Source organism: Micromonospora coriariae, from assembly GCF_900091455.1.
In the GTDB taxonomy this organism is placed as follows: Bacteria; Actinomycetota; Actinomycetes; order Mycobacteriales; family Micromonosporaceae; genus Micromonospora; species Micromonospora coriariae.
In genome coordinates this window covers 2,387,956-2,402,952 of record NZ_LT607412.1, presented here as the reverse complement: position 1 = coordinate 2,402,952, position 14,997 = coordinate 2,387,956, and the positions used below count along the sequence as shown (strand labels likewise).

12 protein-coding genes are annotated in these 14,997 nt (G+C 71.1%); 10 read left to right on the top strand and 2 right to left on the bottom strand.

Features of this window, described 5'->3' with window-relative positions; all coding sequences use genetic code 11:
• Positions 1-195 precede the first annotated feature (195 nt).
• Together GA0070607_RS11205 and GA0070607_RS11200 are read left to right on the top strand one after the other, a co-directional pair.
• The gene (locus GA0070607_RS11205; RefSeq protein WP_089021790.1) at positions 196-4,563 is read left to right on the top strand and encodes a HAMP domain-containing protein; all 4,368 of its coding nucleotides are present in this window, start codon (positions 196-198) and stop codon (positions 4,561-4,563) included.
• Positions 4,560-5,114 (top strand): response regulator, encoded by a 555-nt coding sequence (locus GA0070607_RS11200; protein WP_089018146.1) that lies wholly within the window; start codon positions 4,560-4,562, stop codon positions 5,112-5,114. Before GA0070607_RS11205 ends, GA0070607_RS11200 begins: the two co-directional genes overlap by 4 nt.
• Before the next feature lie 9 nt (positions 5,115-5,123).
• On the opposite strand, the gene GA0070607_RS11195 is transcribed toward GA0070607_RS11200, so the two are convergent.
• On the bottom strand, positions 5,124-5,618 hold the full coding sequence (locus GA0070607_RS11195) for a GbsR/MarR family transcriptional regulator (protein WP_089018145.1): 495 nt from the start codon (positions 5,616-5,618) through the stop codon (positions 5,124-5,126).
• Between the two features lie 91 nt (positions 5,619-5,709).
• Between GA0070607_RS11195 and GA0070607_RS11190 the strand changes: the two genes are divergently transcribed.
• Both GA0070607_RS11190 and GA0070607_RS11185 read left to right on the top strand, forming a co-directional pair.
• Positions 5,710-6,609: an ABC transporter ATP-binding protein gene (locus GA0070607_RS11190; RefSeq protein WP_089018144.1), complete on the top strand. Its 900-nt coding sequence runs from the start codon at positions 5,710-5,712 to the stop codon at positions 6,607-6,609.
• Positions 6,606-8,219, top strand: coding sequence for an ABC transporter permease (locus GA0070607_RS11185; RefSeq protein WP_089018143.1), 1,614 nt, complete (start codon positions 6,606-6,608; stop codon positions 8,217-8,219). Before GA0070607_RS11190 ends, GA0070607_RS11185 begins: the two co-directional genes overlap by 4 nt.
• Positions 8,220-8,423: 204 nt before the next feature.
• On the opposite strand, the gene GA0070607_RS11180 is transcribed toward GA0070607_RS11185, so the two are convergent.
• A complete protein-coding gene (locus GA0070607_RS11180) occupies positions 8,424-8,759 on the bottom strand; it encodes an STAS domain-containing protein (RefSeq protein WP_007454492.1) in 336 nt (111 codons plus the stop codon).
• Positions 8,760-8,923: 164 nt separating this feature from the next.
• On the opposite strand from GA0070607_RS11180, the gene hemL reads away from it, so the two are divergent.
• The 6 genes from hemL to ccsB are packed head-to-tail and all read left to right on the top strand — an operon-like array spanning position 8,924 to position 14,976.
• Complete coding sequence (hemL, locus tag GA0070607_RS11175; protein WP_089018142.1) at positions 8,924-10,261, top strand: glutamate-1-semialdehyde 2,1-aminomutase; 1,338 nt, start codon at positions 8,924-8,926, stop codon at positions 10,259-10,261.
• A gap of 6 nt (positions 10,262-10,267) precedes the next feature.
• Positions 10,268-10,915, top strand: coding sequence for a histidine phosphatase family protein (locus GA0070607_RS11170; RefSeq protein WP_089018141.1), 648 nt, complete (start codon positions 10,268-10,270; stop codon positions 10,913-10,915).
• Entirely contained in the window at positions 10,915-11,481 is a 567-nt protein-coding gene (locus GA0070607_RS11165; RefSeq protein ID WP_089018140.1) for a TlpA family protein disulfide reductase, read from the top strand. The genes GA0070607_RS11170 and GA0070607_RS11165 overlap by 1 nt, the downstream gene beginning before the upstream one ends.
• Positions 11,481-12,344 carry a cytochrome c biogenesis CcdA family protein gene (locus GA0070607_RS11160; protein ID WP_089018139.1) on the top strand — a complete coding sequence of 288 codons (864 nt, stop codon included), beginning with the start codon at positions 11,481-11,483 and terminating at the stop codon, positions 12,342-12,344. The genes GA0070607_RS11165 and GA0070607_RS11160 overlap by 1 nt, the downstream gene beginning before the upstream one ends.
• Entirely contained in the window at positions 12,344-13,999 is a 1,656-nt protein-coding gene (gene resB / locus GA0070607_RS11155; protein WP_089018138.1) for a cytochrome c biogenesis protein ResB, read from the top strand. The genes GA0070607_RS11160 and resB overlap by 1 nt, the downstream gene beginning before the upstream one ends.
• Positions 13,999-14,976, top strand: coding sequence for a c-type cytochrome biogenesis protein CcsB (gene ccsB, locus GA0070607_RS11150; protein WP_089018137.1), 978 nt, complete (start codon positions 13,999-14,001; stop codon positions 14,974-14,976). Before resB ends, ccsB begins: the two co-directional genes overlap by 1 nt.
• Positions 14,977-14,997: the final 21 nt, after the last annotated feature.

The window sequence follows — 14,997 nt, the reverse complement described above, 5'->3', positions numbered from 1 at the left end:
GGTCGGTGCCGCGCAGGTTCGGCACCCGCGCGAGGTCCGTGACCGGCCGTTCCGAATCGGTGACATCGAGCAGATCCGCGGGTTCGCCGAAGCCGATCGGCGGGTCGCGAACCCTGGCACTGCGGCGCGCGCGGGCACAATATGGGGTGCTGGCGTGTGCGTACGGGCCGGCGCCCCCGAGTTGAGCGAGGAATGATGACCACGGCGAAGCAGTCGGTGGCGGATCCGTCCGCAGCCGACCACGAGGCGCTCCTCGGTGAGTTGACCGAGGCGCTGCGACGGGTCCGTCGCGGCGACCTGAAGGTCCGGCTGCCCCGCCGCGCCGGTAAGGGCGGCGAGGTGGCGGACGCCTTCAACGAGGTGGTCTCGCTCCAGGAACGGCAGTACCTGGACCTGCGGCGGATCAGCCGGATCGTCGGTCGGGACGGCCGGCTCACCGAGCGGCTCGACGACGAGGGGTTGGACGGCTCCTGGGCGGAGGGCCAGCGGGCGATCAACTCGCTGATCGACGACCTGGGCCGACCCACCACCGAGATCGCCCGGGTCATCGTGGCGGTGGCGGACGGCGACCTGTCCCAGCACATGGCGTTGGAGATCGACGGCCGGCCGCTGCGTGGTGAGTACCTGCGCATCGGGCGCACCGTGAACACCATGGTCGATCAGCTCTCGTCGTTCGCCGACGAGGTGACCCGGGTGGCCCGTGAGGTGGGCACCGAGGGCAAGCTGGGTGGTCAGGCCGACGTCCGGGGCGTCGCGGGCACCTGGAAGGACCTCACCGACTCGGTAAACACCATGGCGTCGAACCTCACCTACCAGGTGCGGTCGATCTCCCAGGTGTCCACGGCCGTGGCCAAGGGCGACCTGTCCCAGAAGATCACCGTGTCGGCCAAGGGTGAGGTCGCCGAGCTGGCGCACACCATCAACTACCTCACCGACACGTTGCGGCTCTTCGCCGAGCAGGTGACCCGGGTGGCCCGCGAGGTGGGCACCGAGGGCAAGCTGGGCGGCCAGGCCGAGGTGCCGAACGTGGCCGGCACCTGGAAGGACCTCACCGACAGCGTCAACTCGATGGCGTCGAACCTGACCGCCCAGGTCCGCAACATCGCCCAGGTGTCCACCGCGGTGGCCCGGGGTGACCTGTCGCAGAAGATCACGGTGGCGGCGCAGGGCGAGATCCTGGAGCTGAAGGACACCGTCAACACGATGGTGGACCAGTTGTCGTCGTTCGCCGACGAGGTGACCCGGGTGGCCCGCGAGGTGGGCATCGAGGGCAAGCTCGGCGGCCAGGCCCAGGTACGCGGCGTCTCCGGCACCTGGCGTGACCTCACCGAGAACGTCAACCAGCTGGCCGGCAACCTCACCAGCCAGGTCCGCAACATCTCCCAGGTCTCCACGGCGGTCGCCAAGGGTGACCTGTCGCAGAAGATCACGGTGGACGCCCAGGGCGAGATCCTGGAGCTGAAGAACACCGTCAACACGATGGTCGACCAGTTGTCGTCGTTCGCCGACGAGGTGACCCGGGTCGCGCGTGAGGTGGGCACCGAGGGCAACCTGGGCGGTCAGGCGCAGGTGAAGGGTGTCTCCGGCACCTGGCGGGACCTGACCGACAACGTGAACTCGATGGCGTCGAACCTGACCAGTCAGGTCCGCAACATCGCCTCGGTGACCACGGCGGTGGCGAAGGGTGACCTGTCACAGAAGATCACGGTGGACGCTCGGGGCGAGATCCTGGAGCTGAAGTCCACGGTCAACACGATGGTGGATCAGCTGTCGTCGTTCGCCGACGAGGTGACCCGGGTGGCCCGCGAGGTGGGCACCGAGGGCAAGCTGGGTGGCCAGGCGCAGGTACGCGGGGTCGCCGGCACCTGGCGGGACCTGACCGACAACGTCAACTCGATGGCGTCGAACCTGACCGCCCAGGTGCGCAACATCGCCCAGGTCTCCACGGCTGTGGCGAAGGGTGACCTGTCGCAGAAGATCACGGTGGACGCTCGGGGCGAGATCCTGGAGCTGAAGTCCACGGTCAACACCATGGTGGATCAGTTGTCGTCGTTCGCCGACGAGGTGACCCGGGTGGCCCGCGAGGTGGGCACCGAGGGCAAGCTCGGCGGTCAGGCGCAGGTGAAGGGTGTCTCCGGCACCTGGCGGGACCTGACCGACAACGTCAACTCGATGGCGTCGAACCTGACCAGCCAGGTCCGCAACATCGCCTCGGTGACCACGGCCGTGGCCAAGGGCGACCTGAGCCAGAAGATCACCGTGGACGCGCAGGGCGAGATCCTGGAGCTGAAGTCCACGGTGAACACGATGGTGGACCAGTTGTCGTCGTTCGCCGACGAGGTGACCCGGGTGGCCCGCGAGGTCGGCATCGAGGGCAAGCTCGGCGGTCAGGCGCAGGTGAAGGGTGTCTCCGGCACCTGGCGGGACCTGACCGAGAACGTCAACCAGCTCGCCTCGACGCTGACCACCCAGCTGCGGGCCATCGCCCAGGTGTCCACGTCGGTGACCCGTGGCGACCTGACCCAGCGGATCGCGGTCAAGGCGCAGGGCGAGGTCGCCGAGCTGAAGGACAACATCAACCAGATGATCGTCACCCTGCGGGAGACGACCAAGAAGAACGCCGAGCAGGGCTGGCTGGACTCGAACCTGGCCCGGATCGGCGGCCTGTTGCAGGGCCAGCGGGACCTGGGCGAGGTCTGCCGCATGATCATGACCGAGGTGACCCCGCTGGTCGACGCCCAGCTCGGCGCCTTCTTCCTGGCCGACGACACCGACGGCAGCATGCGGCTGCGGTTGACCTCCTCGTACGGGTACGTGGCGCGGGGGCACGACGTCACCTTCGGGCCGGGCGAGGGCCTGGTCGGGCAGACCGCGCTCTCCCGCCGGACGATCCGGGTCAGCGCCTCCCCGAACAGCCGACTCACCCTGCGCTCCGGGCTGGCCGAGACGCCCCCGTCCGACCTGGTGGTGCTCCCCGTGCTGTTCGAGGGCGAGCTGCTCGGGGTGATCGAGTTCGCCAGCGTTGCGGCCTTCTCCGAGCTGCACCTGTCGTTCCTGGAGCGGCTGGTGCTGACCATCGGCGTCGCGGTCAACACCATTCAGGCCAACCGGCGTACGGAGGAGCTGCTGGCCCAGTCGCAGCGGCTGGCGCACGAGCTCCAGGAGCAGTCCGCGGAGTTGCAGCGCACCAACGCCGAGCTGGAGGAGAAGGCCACCCTGCTCTCCGAGCAGAAGGGCAACATCGAGACGAAGAACCGGGAGATCGAGCTGGCCCGGCTCGGCCTGGAGGAGAAGGCGCAGCAGCTCACCCGGGCCTCGGCGTACAAGTCGGAGTTCCTGGCCAACATGAGCCACGAGCTGCGGACGCCGCTGAACTCGTTGCTGCTGCTGGCGCGGCTGCTGGCGGAGAACTCGGAGCAGAACCTCAACCCGAAGCAGATCGAGTTCGCCCGGACCATCCACAGCGCCGGCTCGGATCTGCTCCGGCTGATCGACGACATCCTGGACCTGTCCAAGATCGAGGCAGGTCGGATGGACGTCGAGCCGACCGAGATCCGGTTCGCGGAGATCCGCGGCTACGTGGAGCAGGCGTTCGCGCCGCAGGCCGAGGAGAAGGGCCTGGACTTCCAGGTGCGGGTGAGCAAGGATCTGCCGCCGGCGCTTGTCACCGACGCGCAGCGGTTGCAGCAGATCCTGCGCAACCTGCTCTCGAACGCGGTGAAGTTCACCGACAACGGCGCGGTGACGCTGCGGATCGCCCCGGCGGCGGAGAACGCGGTGTTCGACGTTCCGGCGTTGACCAACGCCCAGCAGGTGATCGCGTTCACGGTGATCGACACTGGGATCGGCATCTCCGACGACAAGCTGTCGATCATCTTCGAGGCGTTCCAGCAGGCCGACGGCACCACCAGCCGCCGTTACGGTGGCACCGGCCTGGGCCTGTCGATCAGCCGTGATCTGGCTCGGTTGATCGGCGGCACGATCACTGTGGCGTCGGCGCCGGGGCAGGGATCGACCTTCACCCTGTTCGTGCCGCACGTGCTGGCCCCGGACGCGGTGGTCGCACCTGCGCCGCCGTCCCCGCAGCGTGCCGGCCTGCCGTCGTCGCTGCTGATGCCGCCGCTGGAGCTGCTGCCGCAGCGGCCGGAGGCGCCGGCCACCCGGCAGCTGGACGGCGCGACCGTGCTGATCGTGGACGACGACGTGCGCAACGTCTTCGCCCTGACCAGTGCGTTGGAGCTGCACGGGATGACCGTGCTGTACTCGGACAACGGGGCGGACGGTGTCCGCCTGCTGGCCGAGCATCCGGAGGTGGACATCGTGCTGATGGACGCCATGATGCCGGACCAGGACGGGTACGAGACCACCCGCCAGATCCGGCGCAACCACCGGTTCGCCGACCTGCCGGTCGTCTTCCTGACCGCGAAGGCGATGCCGGGCGACCGTGAGTCGGCGCTCGCGGCCGGGGGCAGCGACTACATCACCAAGCCGGTCGACCTGGACGATCTGATCGAGCTGATGTCGTCCTGGATCAGCGGCAGCCGGACCGAGGAGACTTCGTGACCCAGATCGCCAAGGCGCTGCTCGTGGACGACCGGCGGGAAAACCTGATGGCCCTGGAGGCGATCCTCCAGGGCCTGCCGGTCCAGTCGGTGGCGGTGGAGAGCGGCGAGGCGGCGCTCAAGCAACTGCTGGTGGACGACTTCGCGGTGATCCTGCTGGACGCTCAGATGCCGGACATGGACGGCTTCGAGACGGCCAGCCACATCAAGCGCCGGGAGCGGACCCGGCACGTGCCGATCATCTTCCTCACCGCCGCTGACCGGGACGCCCAGCTCGCCCTGCGCGGGTACCAGGTGGGCGCGGTGGACTACCTGACCAAGCCGTTCGACCCGTGGGTGCTGCGGGCCAAGGTGTCGGTCTTCGTCGAGTTGTGGGTGAAGACCCGGCAGCTGGCCGCCCAGTCGGACCTGGTGCGGGAGCGCGACACGCAGTGGCGGCGGCTCACCGACGCGGTCGACGAGGCGACCACCCTGCTCCGCTCCGACGACCCGGAGAGCCGGGACCGGGCGGTGCGGCTGCTGGAGCAGGCCCGCTGGGGCAACACCTCCTGACGAGGGTGCTCAGGCCTCGCCGGGCCGGACGTGGCCGGTGGCGGCCCGTCGGGCCCGCCAGCGCTCGCCCAGCGAGTCGATCTCCTCTTGCACGAAGAGGAAGAAGTCGCGCATCTCGGCCACCCGTTCGCCGGCCGGCGTGTCGGGCCCGAGGGCGGTCACCCCGGACTCGGCCACGTCGATGAACGTCTTGTAGATCCCGGTCTTGGTGATGGTCGCCTCGTACCAGGGGTTGTCCGGCATCCGGTAGCGATCCCGGCGGGACCTCGGGACCGGTTCGCGGATCAGCATGCCGAACTGGGTGAGGTAGCGGACCGCGCCGCTGACCGCCGCCGCGCTCACTCCGAGCCGCTCGCCGATCTCGGCGGCGGTCAACGGATCGTCCGCGCTCATCACGGTGAACAGCACCCGGGCGGCCATGCGCGGAGAACCGACCTCGGCGAACGTCAAGGCCATCCGCTCGACGAACAGGTGCACCGGGTCGTGGCCGTCGGTGGCTGCCATGGCGATCTCTCCTGCCTGCTTGTGTGGCCCCGATGGTGCCCCGGATCTCACAGTCTTCACAACTTTGTGAAACGAGTGTAGCTTCCGATACATGGAAACTCCCATTGAGGTGTCCGGCCTGGTCAAGACCTTCGGCCGGACCCGGGCGCTCGACGGTCTCGACCTGACCGTCCGCGCCGGCGAGGTGCACGGCTTCCTCGGCCCGAACGGCGCCGGCAAATCCACCACCATCCGAGCGCTGCTCGGCCTGCTGCGGACGGACGCGGGGGCCGTCCGACTGCTCGGTGGTGACCCGTGGCGCGACGCGGTGGCCCTGCACCGCCGCCTGGCGTACGTGCCGGGCGACGTGACGCTCTGGCCCAACCTCTCCGGCGGGGAGGTCATCGACCTGCTCGGCCGGATGCGCGGCGGTCTCGACCCGGCGCGCCGGGCCGAGCTGCTCGAATCCTTCGAGCTGGACCCGCGCAAGAAGGGTCGGGCGTACTCCAAGGGCAACCGGCAGAAGGTCGGCCTGGTGGCCGCCCTCGCCTCGGACGCCGAACTGCTCATCCTGGACGAGCCGACCTCCGGGCTGGACCCGCTGATGGAGGAGGTCTTCCAGCACTGGGTGCACCGGGCGAAGGCAGACGGCCGCACCGTGCTGCTCTCCAGCCACATCCTGGCCGAGGTGGAGGCGCTCTGCGACCGGGTGACGATCATCCGAAACGGTCGGGACGTCGAGACGGGCACCCTGACCGACCTGCGCCACCTGCGACGGACCTCGATCGAGGCCGAGCTGACCGGCCCGGTGGACGGGCTGGGGAAGCTGGCCGGCGTGCACGACCTGCGGGTGGACGGGCCCCGGGTGCGCTTCGACGTGGAGAACGGCGCGCTGGACGCCGCCCTGCGCCGACTCACCGAGATCGGCGTACGCAGCCTGGTCAGCCAGCCGCCCACGCTTGAGGAGCTGTTCCTGCGGCACTACCAGGCCGAGCCGGCGGTGCGGTCGTGAGCCCCTTCACCGGCACGCGGCACCTGGTGCGACTGATCCTGCGTCGGGACCGGGTCGTGCTGCCGATCTGGATCCTGCTGCTGGCCGTGCTGCCAGCCAGCTACGCCGGCACGTACGCCGAGCTGTATCCAACCGCCGCCGAGCGGGCCACGTACCTGGCCGGCACGGCGAGCAACCCGTCGATCGTCGCCCTGCTCGGCCCGGTGTACGGCGACAGCGTCGGCGCGCTCACCGCCCAGCGGGCCGGCCTGCTGGCGTTGATCGCCGCGCTGGTCAGCGTGCTCACCGTTGTCCGGCATACCCGGACCGAAGAGGAGGCCGGCCGGCGCGAGCTGCTCGGCGCCACAGTGCTGGGCCGGTATGCCGGGCTGACCGCCGCGTTGCTGGTGACGTACGCCGCGAACCTGCTGCTCGGTCTGCTCACCGCCGCCGGCCTGGTCGCTGCGGGACTGCCCGGTGCCGGATCGCTGATCTTCGGCGCCGGGCTGGCGCTCACCGGCATCGTCTTCGCCACGATCGGCGGACTGGCCGCGCAGCTCACCGAGAGCGCGGCCGGGGCGCGCGGGATCGGCCTGGCCGCGCTCGGGCTGGCCTTCGTGCTGCGGCTGGCCGGCGACGCGGGGGGTTCCGGCGGCACCGGCGGGAGCGCGGAGTGGCTGAGCTGGATCTCCCCGCTGGGCTGGTCGGCCCGGGTTCGGGCCTTCGCCGACGAACGCTGGTGGGTGCTGCTGCTGCCTGTGCTGTTCACTGCGGTGGTCGCGCTCGTCGCGTACCCCGTCTCGGTGCGCCGGGACCTCGGCGCCGGGGTGTTCCCGCCCCGGCTCGGCCCGGCGACCGCGGGGCCGCGGCTGGCGGGGCCGTTCGGCCTGGCCTGGCGACTGCATCGGGGCCAGTTGCTCGGCTGGACCGTCGGGTTCGGGCTGCTCGGCCTGGTGCTCGGGGGCGCGGCGGATGCGGCCGGCGACGCGGTGCAGGGCAATCAGCAGGTCGCCGAGATCCTGGCCCGGTTGGGCGGCACCTCCGCGCTCGCCGAGGCGTACCTCGGTGGGACGTTGAGCCTGACCGCGTTGGCCGCCGCCGGGTACGGCATCCAGGCCGCGCTGCGGGCGCGGGCGGAGGAGACCGCCGGGCGAGCCGAACCGCTGCTCGCCACGGCGGTGAGCCGGACCCGCTGGCTGATGGCGCACCTGCTCTTCGCCCTGCTCGGCCCGGCGGTGGTGCTCTCGGTGACCGGGCTCGCCACCGGGCTGGCATACGGCCTCAGCGTCGGAGACGTCGGGGGCGAGCTGCCCCGGCTGCTCGGTGCCGGGCTGGCCCAGGTGCCGGCGGCCTGGGTGCTGGCCGGGCTGGCGGCGGTGCTGGTCGGCTGGCTGCCACGGTTCTCCGCCGGCGCCTGGGCGGTGCTCGCCGGCTGCCTGCTGCTCGGTCAGCTCGGTGCGGTGCTGGAGCTGGACCAGTGGGCGCTGGACCTCTCCCCGTTCACCCACACCCCGCAGGTCCTCGGCCCCGACTGGACCGCCACCCCACTGATAGCCCTGACCGCCGTGACGGCCGCCCTGCTCACCCTGGCCCTACGCACCTTCCAAACCCGAGACCTCCCCACCCCCTAAGCCCCCGCCCCCCTCGCCACCCCCCCCGCCCCCCTCGCCGCCCTCCTCGCCGCCCTCCCGCCCCCACGCCCCGTCGATCTAGGGCAGATCGCTGTCCGTGGAGATCAACTCGCGACGATTTCCCCTAGATCGACGAGAGCTAGGGGCGGGCGGGCGAGGGGAGGGGGAGGGGGGAGGGGGGAGGGGGGAAGGGGGGAAGGGGGGTCAGCCTGTGGGTTGGTCGTTGCGGATCATCAGGGCGCTGCGGAGGCCGGTGATGTCCAGGACGCGGATCAGGAAGTCGCCCACGTGGGTCAGCATCAGCAGGCTCTGGGCGTGGCTGGCCTTGCGGCTGAGCACGACCAGGGTGCCCAGGCCCTGCGAATCGCAGAAGGTGACACCACCCAGGTCGAGCACGATCCGCGGGGGCGGATCGGCCAGCACCTCGTTGACCACGGTGGAGAGCTGGGCGGCCGTGAGCATGTCGATCTCACCGGCCAGGCGCAGCACTGCTTCGTCGCCCGTCCGGTGGAGCGTGATGGACAGTTCGGCGCGATCCACCCGGTCAGCCTAGCGCGATCCGGACGACCCGGCCTGTCGAGGCCGACAGCTACCGCCTGCCCCGTGTCGGCGCCGCTGGCGGGTGTCGAAGGCGGGTGAGCCCGGTAACCCTGGCCCGGGGTGGCTGCTGGTTGACCGTCCGCCGCTGACACAATGGCGGCATCGTGACCGACACCTTCTCCGCCGGGTCCGGCCGCTACCCGGCCGACGCTCCGGCCTCCGAGGCCCTGTTCCACCGCGCCCGCGCCATCGTGCCAGGCGGGGTGAACTCCCCTGTGCGCGCCTTCCAGGCGGTCGGCGGCACCCCCCGCTTCATGGTTCGAGGCGAGGGCCCCTGGCTGCACGACGCCGACGGCCGCCGCTACGTGGACCTGGTCTGCTCCTGGGGCCCGCTGATCCTCGGGCACGCGCACCCGGAGGTGGTGGACGCCGTGCAGGCCGCCGCAGCCCGGGGCACCAGCTTCGGCACCCCCACCCCTGCTGAGGTGGAGTTGGCCGCCGAGATCGTCGACCGGACGCCGGTGGAGCAGGTGCGCCTGGTCAACTCCGGCACCGAGGCGACCATGTCGGCGATCCGGCTGGCCCGCGGCTTCACCGGGCGCTCCAAGATCGTCAAGTTCGCCGGCTGCTACCACGGGCACGTCGACGCGCTGCTCGCCTCGGCCGGGTCCGGCGTGGCCACCCTGGGCCTGCCCGACTCGCCCGGCGTCACCGGCGCGGCGGCCAGCGAGACGATTGTGCTGCCGTACAACGACATCAGGGCGGTCGAGGAGGCCTTCGCCGCCGAGGGTCCGCACATCGCCGCGGTGATCACCGAGGCCGCCGCCGGCAACATGGGCGTGGTCGCCCCCCGCGACGGCTTCAACCAGCAGCTCGCCCGGATCGCACACGCCCACGGCGCGCTGCTCGTGGTGGACGAGGTGATGACCGGGTTCCGGGTGTCCCGCGCCGGCTGGCACGGCCTCGACCCGTCCGACGCCGACCTGTGGACGTACGGCAAGGTCATGGGTGGTGGGCTGCCCGCCGCCGCGTTCGGCGGGCGGGCCGAGATCATGGCGCGGCTCGCCCCGGCGGGCCCGGTCTACCAGGCCGGCACGCTCTCCGGTAACCCGCTGGCCTGCGCCGCAGGCCTGGCCACCCTGCGGCTGGCCGACGACGAGCTGTACCGCCGCCTCGACCAGACCGCGGCCGTCGTGGGCAAGCTGGCCGGCGACGCGCTGGCCGCCGCCGGGGTCCCGCACCGGCTGTCGTACGCGGGCAGCATGTTCTCCATCTTCTTCACCGACGCCGACGTGGTCGACTACGACAGCGCTCGCACCCAGCAGGTGCCGGCGTTCAAGGCGTTCTTCCACGCGATGCTCGCCGCTGGCGTCTACCTGCCGCCGAGCGCGTTCGAATCGTGGTTCGTGTCGGCGGCGATCGACGACGCCGCTCTGGAGCAGATCGCCGCCGCGCTGCCGACGGCGGCGAACGCGGCGGCAGCGGCGGGTCTCGGGGGGTAGCGAGCAGTGAGTAAGACGGTGGTCCACGTGCTCCGGCACGGCGAGGTGCACAACCCCGACCAGATCCTCTACGGCCGGCTGCCCGGGTTCCGCCTCTCCGAGCTGGGTGTGCAGATGGCCAAGGCCGCCGCGCAGGGGCTGGCCGAGCGGGAGATCGTGCACGTGGTGGCCAGCCCGCTGGAGCGCGCCCAGCAGACCGCCGAGCCGATCGCCGCCCAGTTCGGGTTGCCGGTCGGGGTGGACGAGCGGCTGATCGAGAGCGCCAACTGGTTCGAGGGCAAGAAGGTGTCGCCGGGTGACGGGTCGTTCCGCGACCCGCGCAACTGGTGGGTGCTGCGTGATCCGGTGACCCCGTCCTGGGGCGAGGCGTACCGGGCCATCGCGGAGCGGATGTTCGCCGCCGTGCACGCCGCCCGGGTCGCCGCCGAAGGGCGCGAGGCGGTGCTGGTCTCGCACCAGCTCCCGATCTGGACGCTGCGCCGGTACGTCGAGCGCAAGCGGCTCTGGCACGACCCGCGCAAGCGGCAGTGTGGGCTGGCCAGCCTCACGTCGTTCCACTTCGACGGCGCGAAGGTGGTGGGCATCGGCTACAGCGAGCCGGCCGCGCACCTGATCGCCCTCTCCGCGACCGCCCGGACGGCCAAGGGCGCCTGATGAACGCCCGGAGGTGGACCGCCGGCCTGCTCGCCACCGTCGCCGCGGTGGCGCTGGTCGGCTGCACGTCGCAGGGCCGGGAGAAGACCTGCACGACCACCTCCGACGGGGTCATCGAGTGCGCTCCGGACCAGCGTTCGGCACCCCCGAAGCTCGCCGGTGAGCTGCTCACCGGTGGTAGTTACGACGTGAGCCAGGCCCGCGGCCAGGTGGTGGTGGTCAACTTCTGGGGTTCCTGGTGCGCGCCGTGCCGTGCGGAGGCGGACGACCTGGAAGCCACCTATCAGGCCACCAAAAACTCTGGGGTGAGCTTCCTCGGCATCAACGTGCAGGACCAGCGGGACAAGGCCAAGGCGTTCGAGGAGGGCCGGGTCACCTATCCGAGCCTCTTCGACCCGCCGAGCAAGCTGGCGCTCGCCCTGGACATCCCGCCGAACAGCGTCCCGGCGACGGTGGTGCTGGACCGGGAGGGCCGGATCGCCGCGGTGATCCGCGCCGCGGTCAAGCAGGAGGGGCTGCAACCGATCGTCGAGCGGATCGCCGCCGAGAAGCCGGCGTCGGGCTGATGGGCGAGACCTTCCGTGAACTGGCTCTGAGCGGGCCGCTGCTGCTCGCCATCGGCGCCGCGGCGCTCGCCGGCCTGGTCAGCTTCCTGTCCCCGTGTGTGCTCCCGCTGGTCCCCGGCTACCTCTCGTACGTCACCGGCCTTGCCGGCTCCGACCTGGAAGGCCGTGCAAGGAAGGGCCCCTTGTTAACGCCTGCGGTAGAGCAGGGGTCCCCTGTTAACACCACCGCCCAGCGCGATGGCGCCGGGGCTGTAGCCGTACGGGAGCGGACCGCGACGGTGGCGGTCAAGGGCCGGGTGCTCGCCGGGACGCTGCTCTTCATCGCCGGCTTCACCGTCGTCTTCGTCGCCACCGCGATCCTGTTCGCGAGCATCGGCCGGGTCTTCTTCGACTACGAGCGGCAGTTGGAGATCGTGATCGGCGTGCTGATCATCGTGCTCGGGCTGGGTTACCTCGGGCTGATCCCGGCCCTGCAACGGGAGTTCCGGATCTCCCGGCTGCCCTCCGCCGGGCTGCTCGGCGCACCGGTCTTCGGCGCGGTCTTCGCGCTCAGCTGGGTGCCCTGCACCGGCCCCACGCTCGGCGCGGTGATGGGCATGGCCACCGCCAGCGGGCAGAGCGACCGCGCCGTGGTGCTCGCCGTGGCGTACTGCCTCGGGTTGGGGATACCGTTCGTCGTCTTCGGGCTGGGCTTCCAGCGCCTGCTCGGGGTCTTCCGCGCCGTCCGGCGCAACAGCCGCTGGGTCACCCGGGTCGGCGGCGCCCTGCTCATCCTGATCGGCCTGGCGCTGGTCACCGGCGGGTGGCAGAGCTTCGTGATCTGGCTGCAGACCACCGTCGGGGTGGGCGAGGTGAGCATCTGATGACGGTCGTGGACGACCGGCCGGAGACCGCGGCCCCGGCGCCCCGCCGCCGCCCCAATCGGCTGCTGGCGCTGCTGCGCAACTCGTGGCGGCAGCTGACCAGCATGCGTACGGCGCTGATCCTGCTCTTCCTGCTCGCGATCGCCGCCATTCCCGGCTCGGTGCTGCCGCAGCGCGGGATCAGCCCGGAGAAGGTCAACCAGTACTTCACCGACCACCCGGACCTGGCCCCTCGGCTGGACCGGATCGGCGCGTTCGAGGTCTTCGGCTCGGTCTGGTTCTCCGCGATCTACCTGCTGCTGTTCACCTCGCTGATCGGCTGCATCACGCCACGCCTGCGCGACCACGTCCGGGCGCTGCGGTCCCGGCCGCCGGCCGCGCCGAAGCGGATGCAGCGGTTGCCGCAGCACGCGGTGCTGCCCGCCCCGGCGGGTGGCGTGGCGGCGATCGCCGAGGTGCTGCGCAAGCGGCGGTGGCGGGTGGAGGTGCGCGGCGACGAGGTCTCCGCCGACAAGGGCTATCTCAAGGAGACCGGCAACCTGCTGTTCCACACCTCGCTGATCGCCGTGCTGATCGGCGTCGCGCTCGGTTCGTGGTACGGCTGGAGCGGCAACCGGCTGCTGGTGGCGGGCACGGACAACGCCTTCTGCAACACCCGGCAGCAGTACGCCGAGGCGAAGCTCGGCCCCCGGGTGGACAGCGAGGACCTGCCCCGCTTCTGCCTGCGGTTGGACGACTTCCAGGCCCGGTTCCTGGCGTCCGGCCAGCCGGAGTTCTTCAACGCCCGGGTGACCGTCGACGGCCCCGACGAGCCGACCCGCAGCGGCGACTTCTCGGTCAACTCGCCGCTGCGGCTGGGCGGCGCGAGCGTCTACCTGCTCGGCCACGGGTACGCCCCGGTCATCCGCTACACCGACCGGTTCGGTCGCAGCCAGGTCAGCGACGAGCCGTTCCTGACGACGGGCGACATGGGTCTGACCAGCGAGGGGCTGGCGGCCTTCCCGGACGCGAACGTCGACCCGCGCACGGGGCGGCGCGCGCCGGATGAGCAGATGGCGTTCACCGGCATCTACCTGCCCACGGCGCCGCAGCAGGCGCCGTTCGTCCGCTCGGAGTACCCGACCGAACGCAACCCGGCGCTGAACCTGGTCGCCTACCGGGGCAACCTCGGTCTGGACGCCGGCATCCCCGGCTCGGTCTACCAGCTCGACCAGCGGCAGGTGCGGACCGGCAAGGTCAAGGAGGTCGGCACCAAGCTGCTCCGCAAGGGTGAGAGCTGGACGCTCGACGACGGCACCACTGTCGAGTTCCTGGGCACCGAGCGGTACGTGACCCTCTCCGTCCGGCACGACCCCGGCTCGACGATGCTGCTGGTCAGCTGCGGCTTCCTGCTGGTCGGGCTGATGGGGTCGCTGTTCGGGCGGCGCCGCCGGGTGTTCTTCCGGGTGATGCCGGCCGACCCCGCGGAAGGATCTCCGACGGGCGGTAGTAGCTTGATGGAGGTCGGCGGGTTGCCACGCACCGACTATCCAGGGTTCGCCGACGAGTTCGCCCAGCTCGTCGCCGCGGTCAGCGGTGACGGACGGACGACCGAGCGGGCCGGCACGGCCGCTGACTCCAGTGACCGGCCCGGCGTGCGAGAAGGGACCGAGTGATGTCCGCACTCTCCGACAATCTGGTGACCTTCGCGATCCTGGTGTACCTGGTCGCGATGATCGGCCACGCCGTGGAGTACGCGCTGGGCAACACTCGCGCCCGGGTCGCCGCGGCTCCCGTCCGCGAGCTGGTGGGTGCCGGGGTGGGCGGAGGCGGCGGCGTACCCGCGTCGCCCGCGGCGGTCCCGCCGTCGGCCGTGGGCGACCGCTCGGCGCGACGTGCCCGGATCGCCGGCCTGATCGCGGTGGGGGCCACCGGGCTCGCGGCCGCGCTGCACCTGGCGGCGCTGGTCACGCGGGGCATCGCTGCCGACCGGATGCCCTGGGGCAACATGTACGAGTTCGTGCTCACGGTGACGTTCATCGGGGTCGCGGCCTGGCTGGTGGTGCTCTGGAAGCGGCCCTCGCTGCGCAAGCTCGGGCTGTTCCTCACCCTGGTGATGGTGCTGCTGGTGGCCACCGCCGAGCTGGTGCTGTACGTGCCGATCGTGCCGCTGGTGCCGGCGCTGAACTCGTACTGGTTCGTCATCCACGTCTCGACGATCGTCTTCTCGTCGGGCATCTTCCTGCTCGGCGTGGTGCCGGCGGTCGGCTACCTGATGCGCGCCGGATACGAGCAGGGCAAGCGGAGCTTCCCGTACACCCTGGCCAAGCGGCTGCCGGGAGCGGTCGGCCTGGAGCGGCTGACCTTCGCGCTGCACGCCTTCGCCTTCCCGATCTTCACCTTCGCTGTGATCGCCGGGGCGATCTGGGCCGAGGCGGCCTGGGGACGGCCGTGGGGCTGGGACCCGAAGGAGACCTGGGCGTTCATCTCCTGGGTGGTGTACGCGGGGTACCTGCACGCTCGCGCCACGCCCAGCGTCAAGCGCAATGTGGCCACCTGGCTCGCGGTGCTCGGCTTCGTCACCATGCTGATGAACCTGTTCGGCGTGAACATCTTCTTCACCGGCCTGCACTCGTACGGCGGCCTCGACTGACGGTTCGCCGGTCCTGCGCGG

Excerpts from the sequence above, each read along its gene's own strand:
- resB (WP_089018138.1), top strand. The coding sequence starts at position 12,344 with ATGACGGTCGTGGACGACCGGCCGGAGACCGCGGCCCCGGCGCCCCGC.
- GA0070607_RS11160 (WP_089018139.1), top strand. The coding sequence starts at position 11,481 with ATGGGCGAGACCTTCCGTGAACTGGCTCTGAGCGGGCCGCTGCTGCTC.
- GA0070607_RS11195 (WP_089018145.1), bottom strand. The coding sequence starts at position 5,618 with ATGGCAGCCACCGACGGCCACGACCCGGTGCACCTGTTCGTCGAGCGG.
- ccsB (WP_089018137.1), top strand. The coding sequence starts at position 13,999 with ATGTCCGCACTCTCCGACAATCTGGTGACCTTCGCGATCCTGGTGTAC.
- GA0070607_RS11205 (WP_089021790.1), top strand. The coding sequence starts at position 196 with ATGACCACGGCGAAGCAGTCGGTGGCGGATCCGTCCGCAGCCGACCAC.
- GA0070607_RS11165 (WP_089018140.1), top strand. The coding sequence starts at position 10,915 with ATGAACGCCCGGAGGTGGACCGCCGGCCTGCTCGCCACCGTCGCCGCG.
- GA0070607_RS11190 (WP_089018144.1), top strand. The coding sequence starts at position 5,710 with ATGGAAACTCCCATTGAGGTGTCCGGCCTGGTCAAGACCTTCGGCCGG.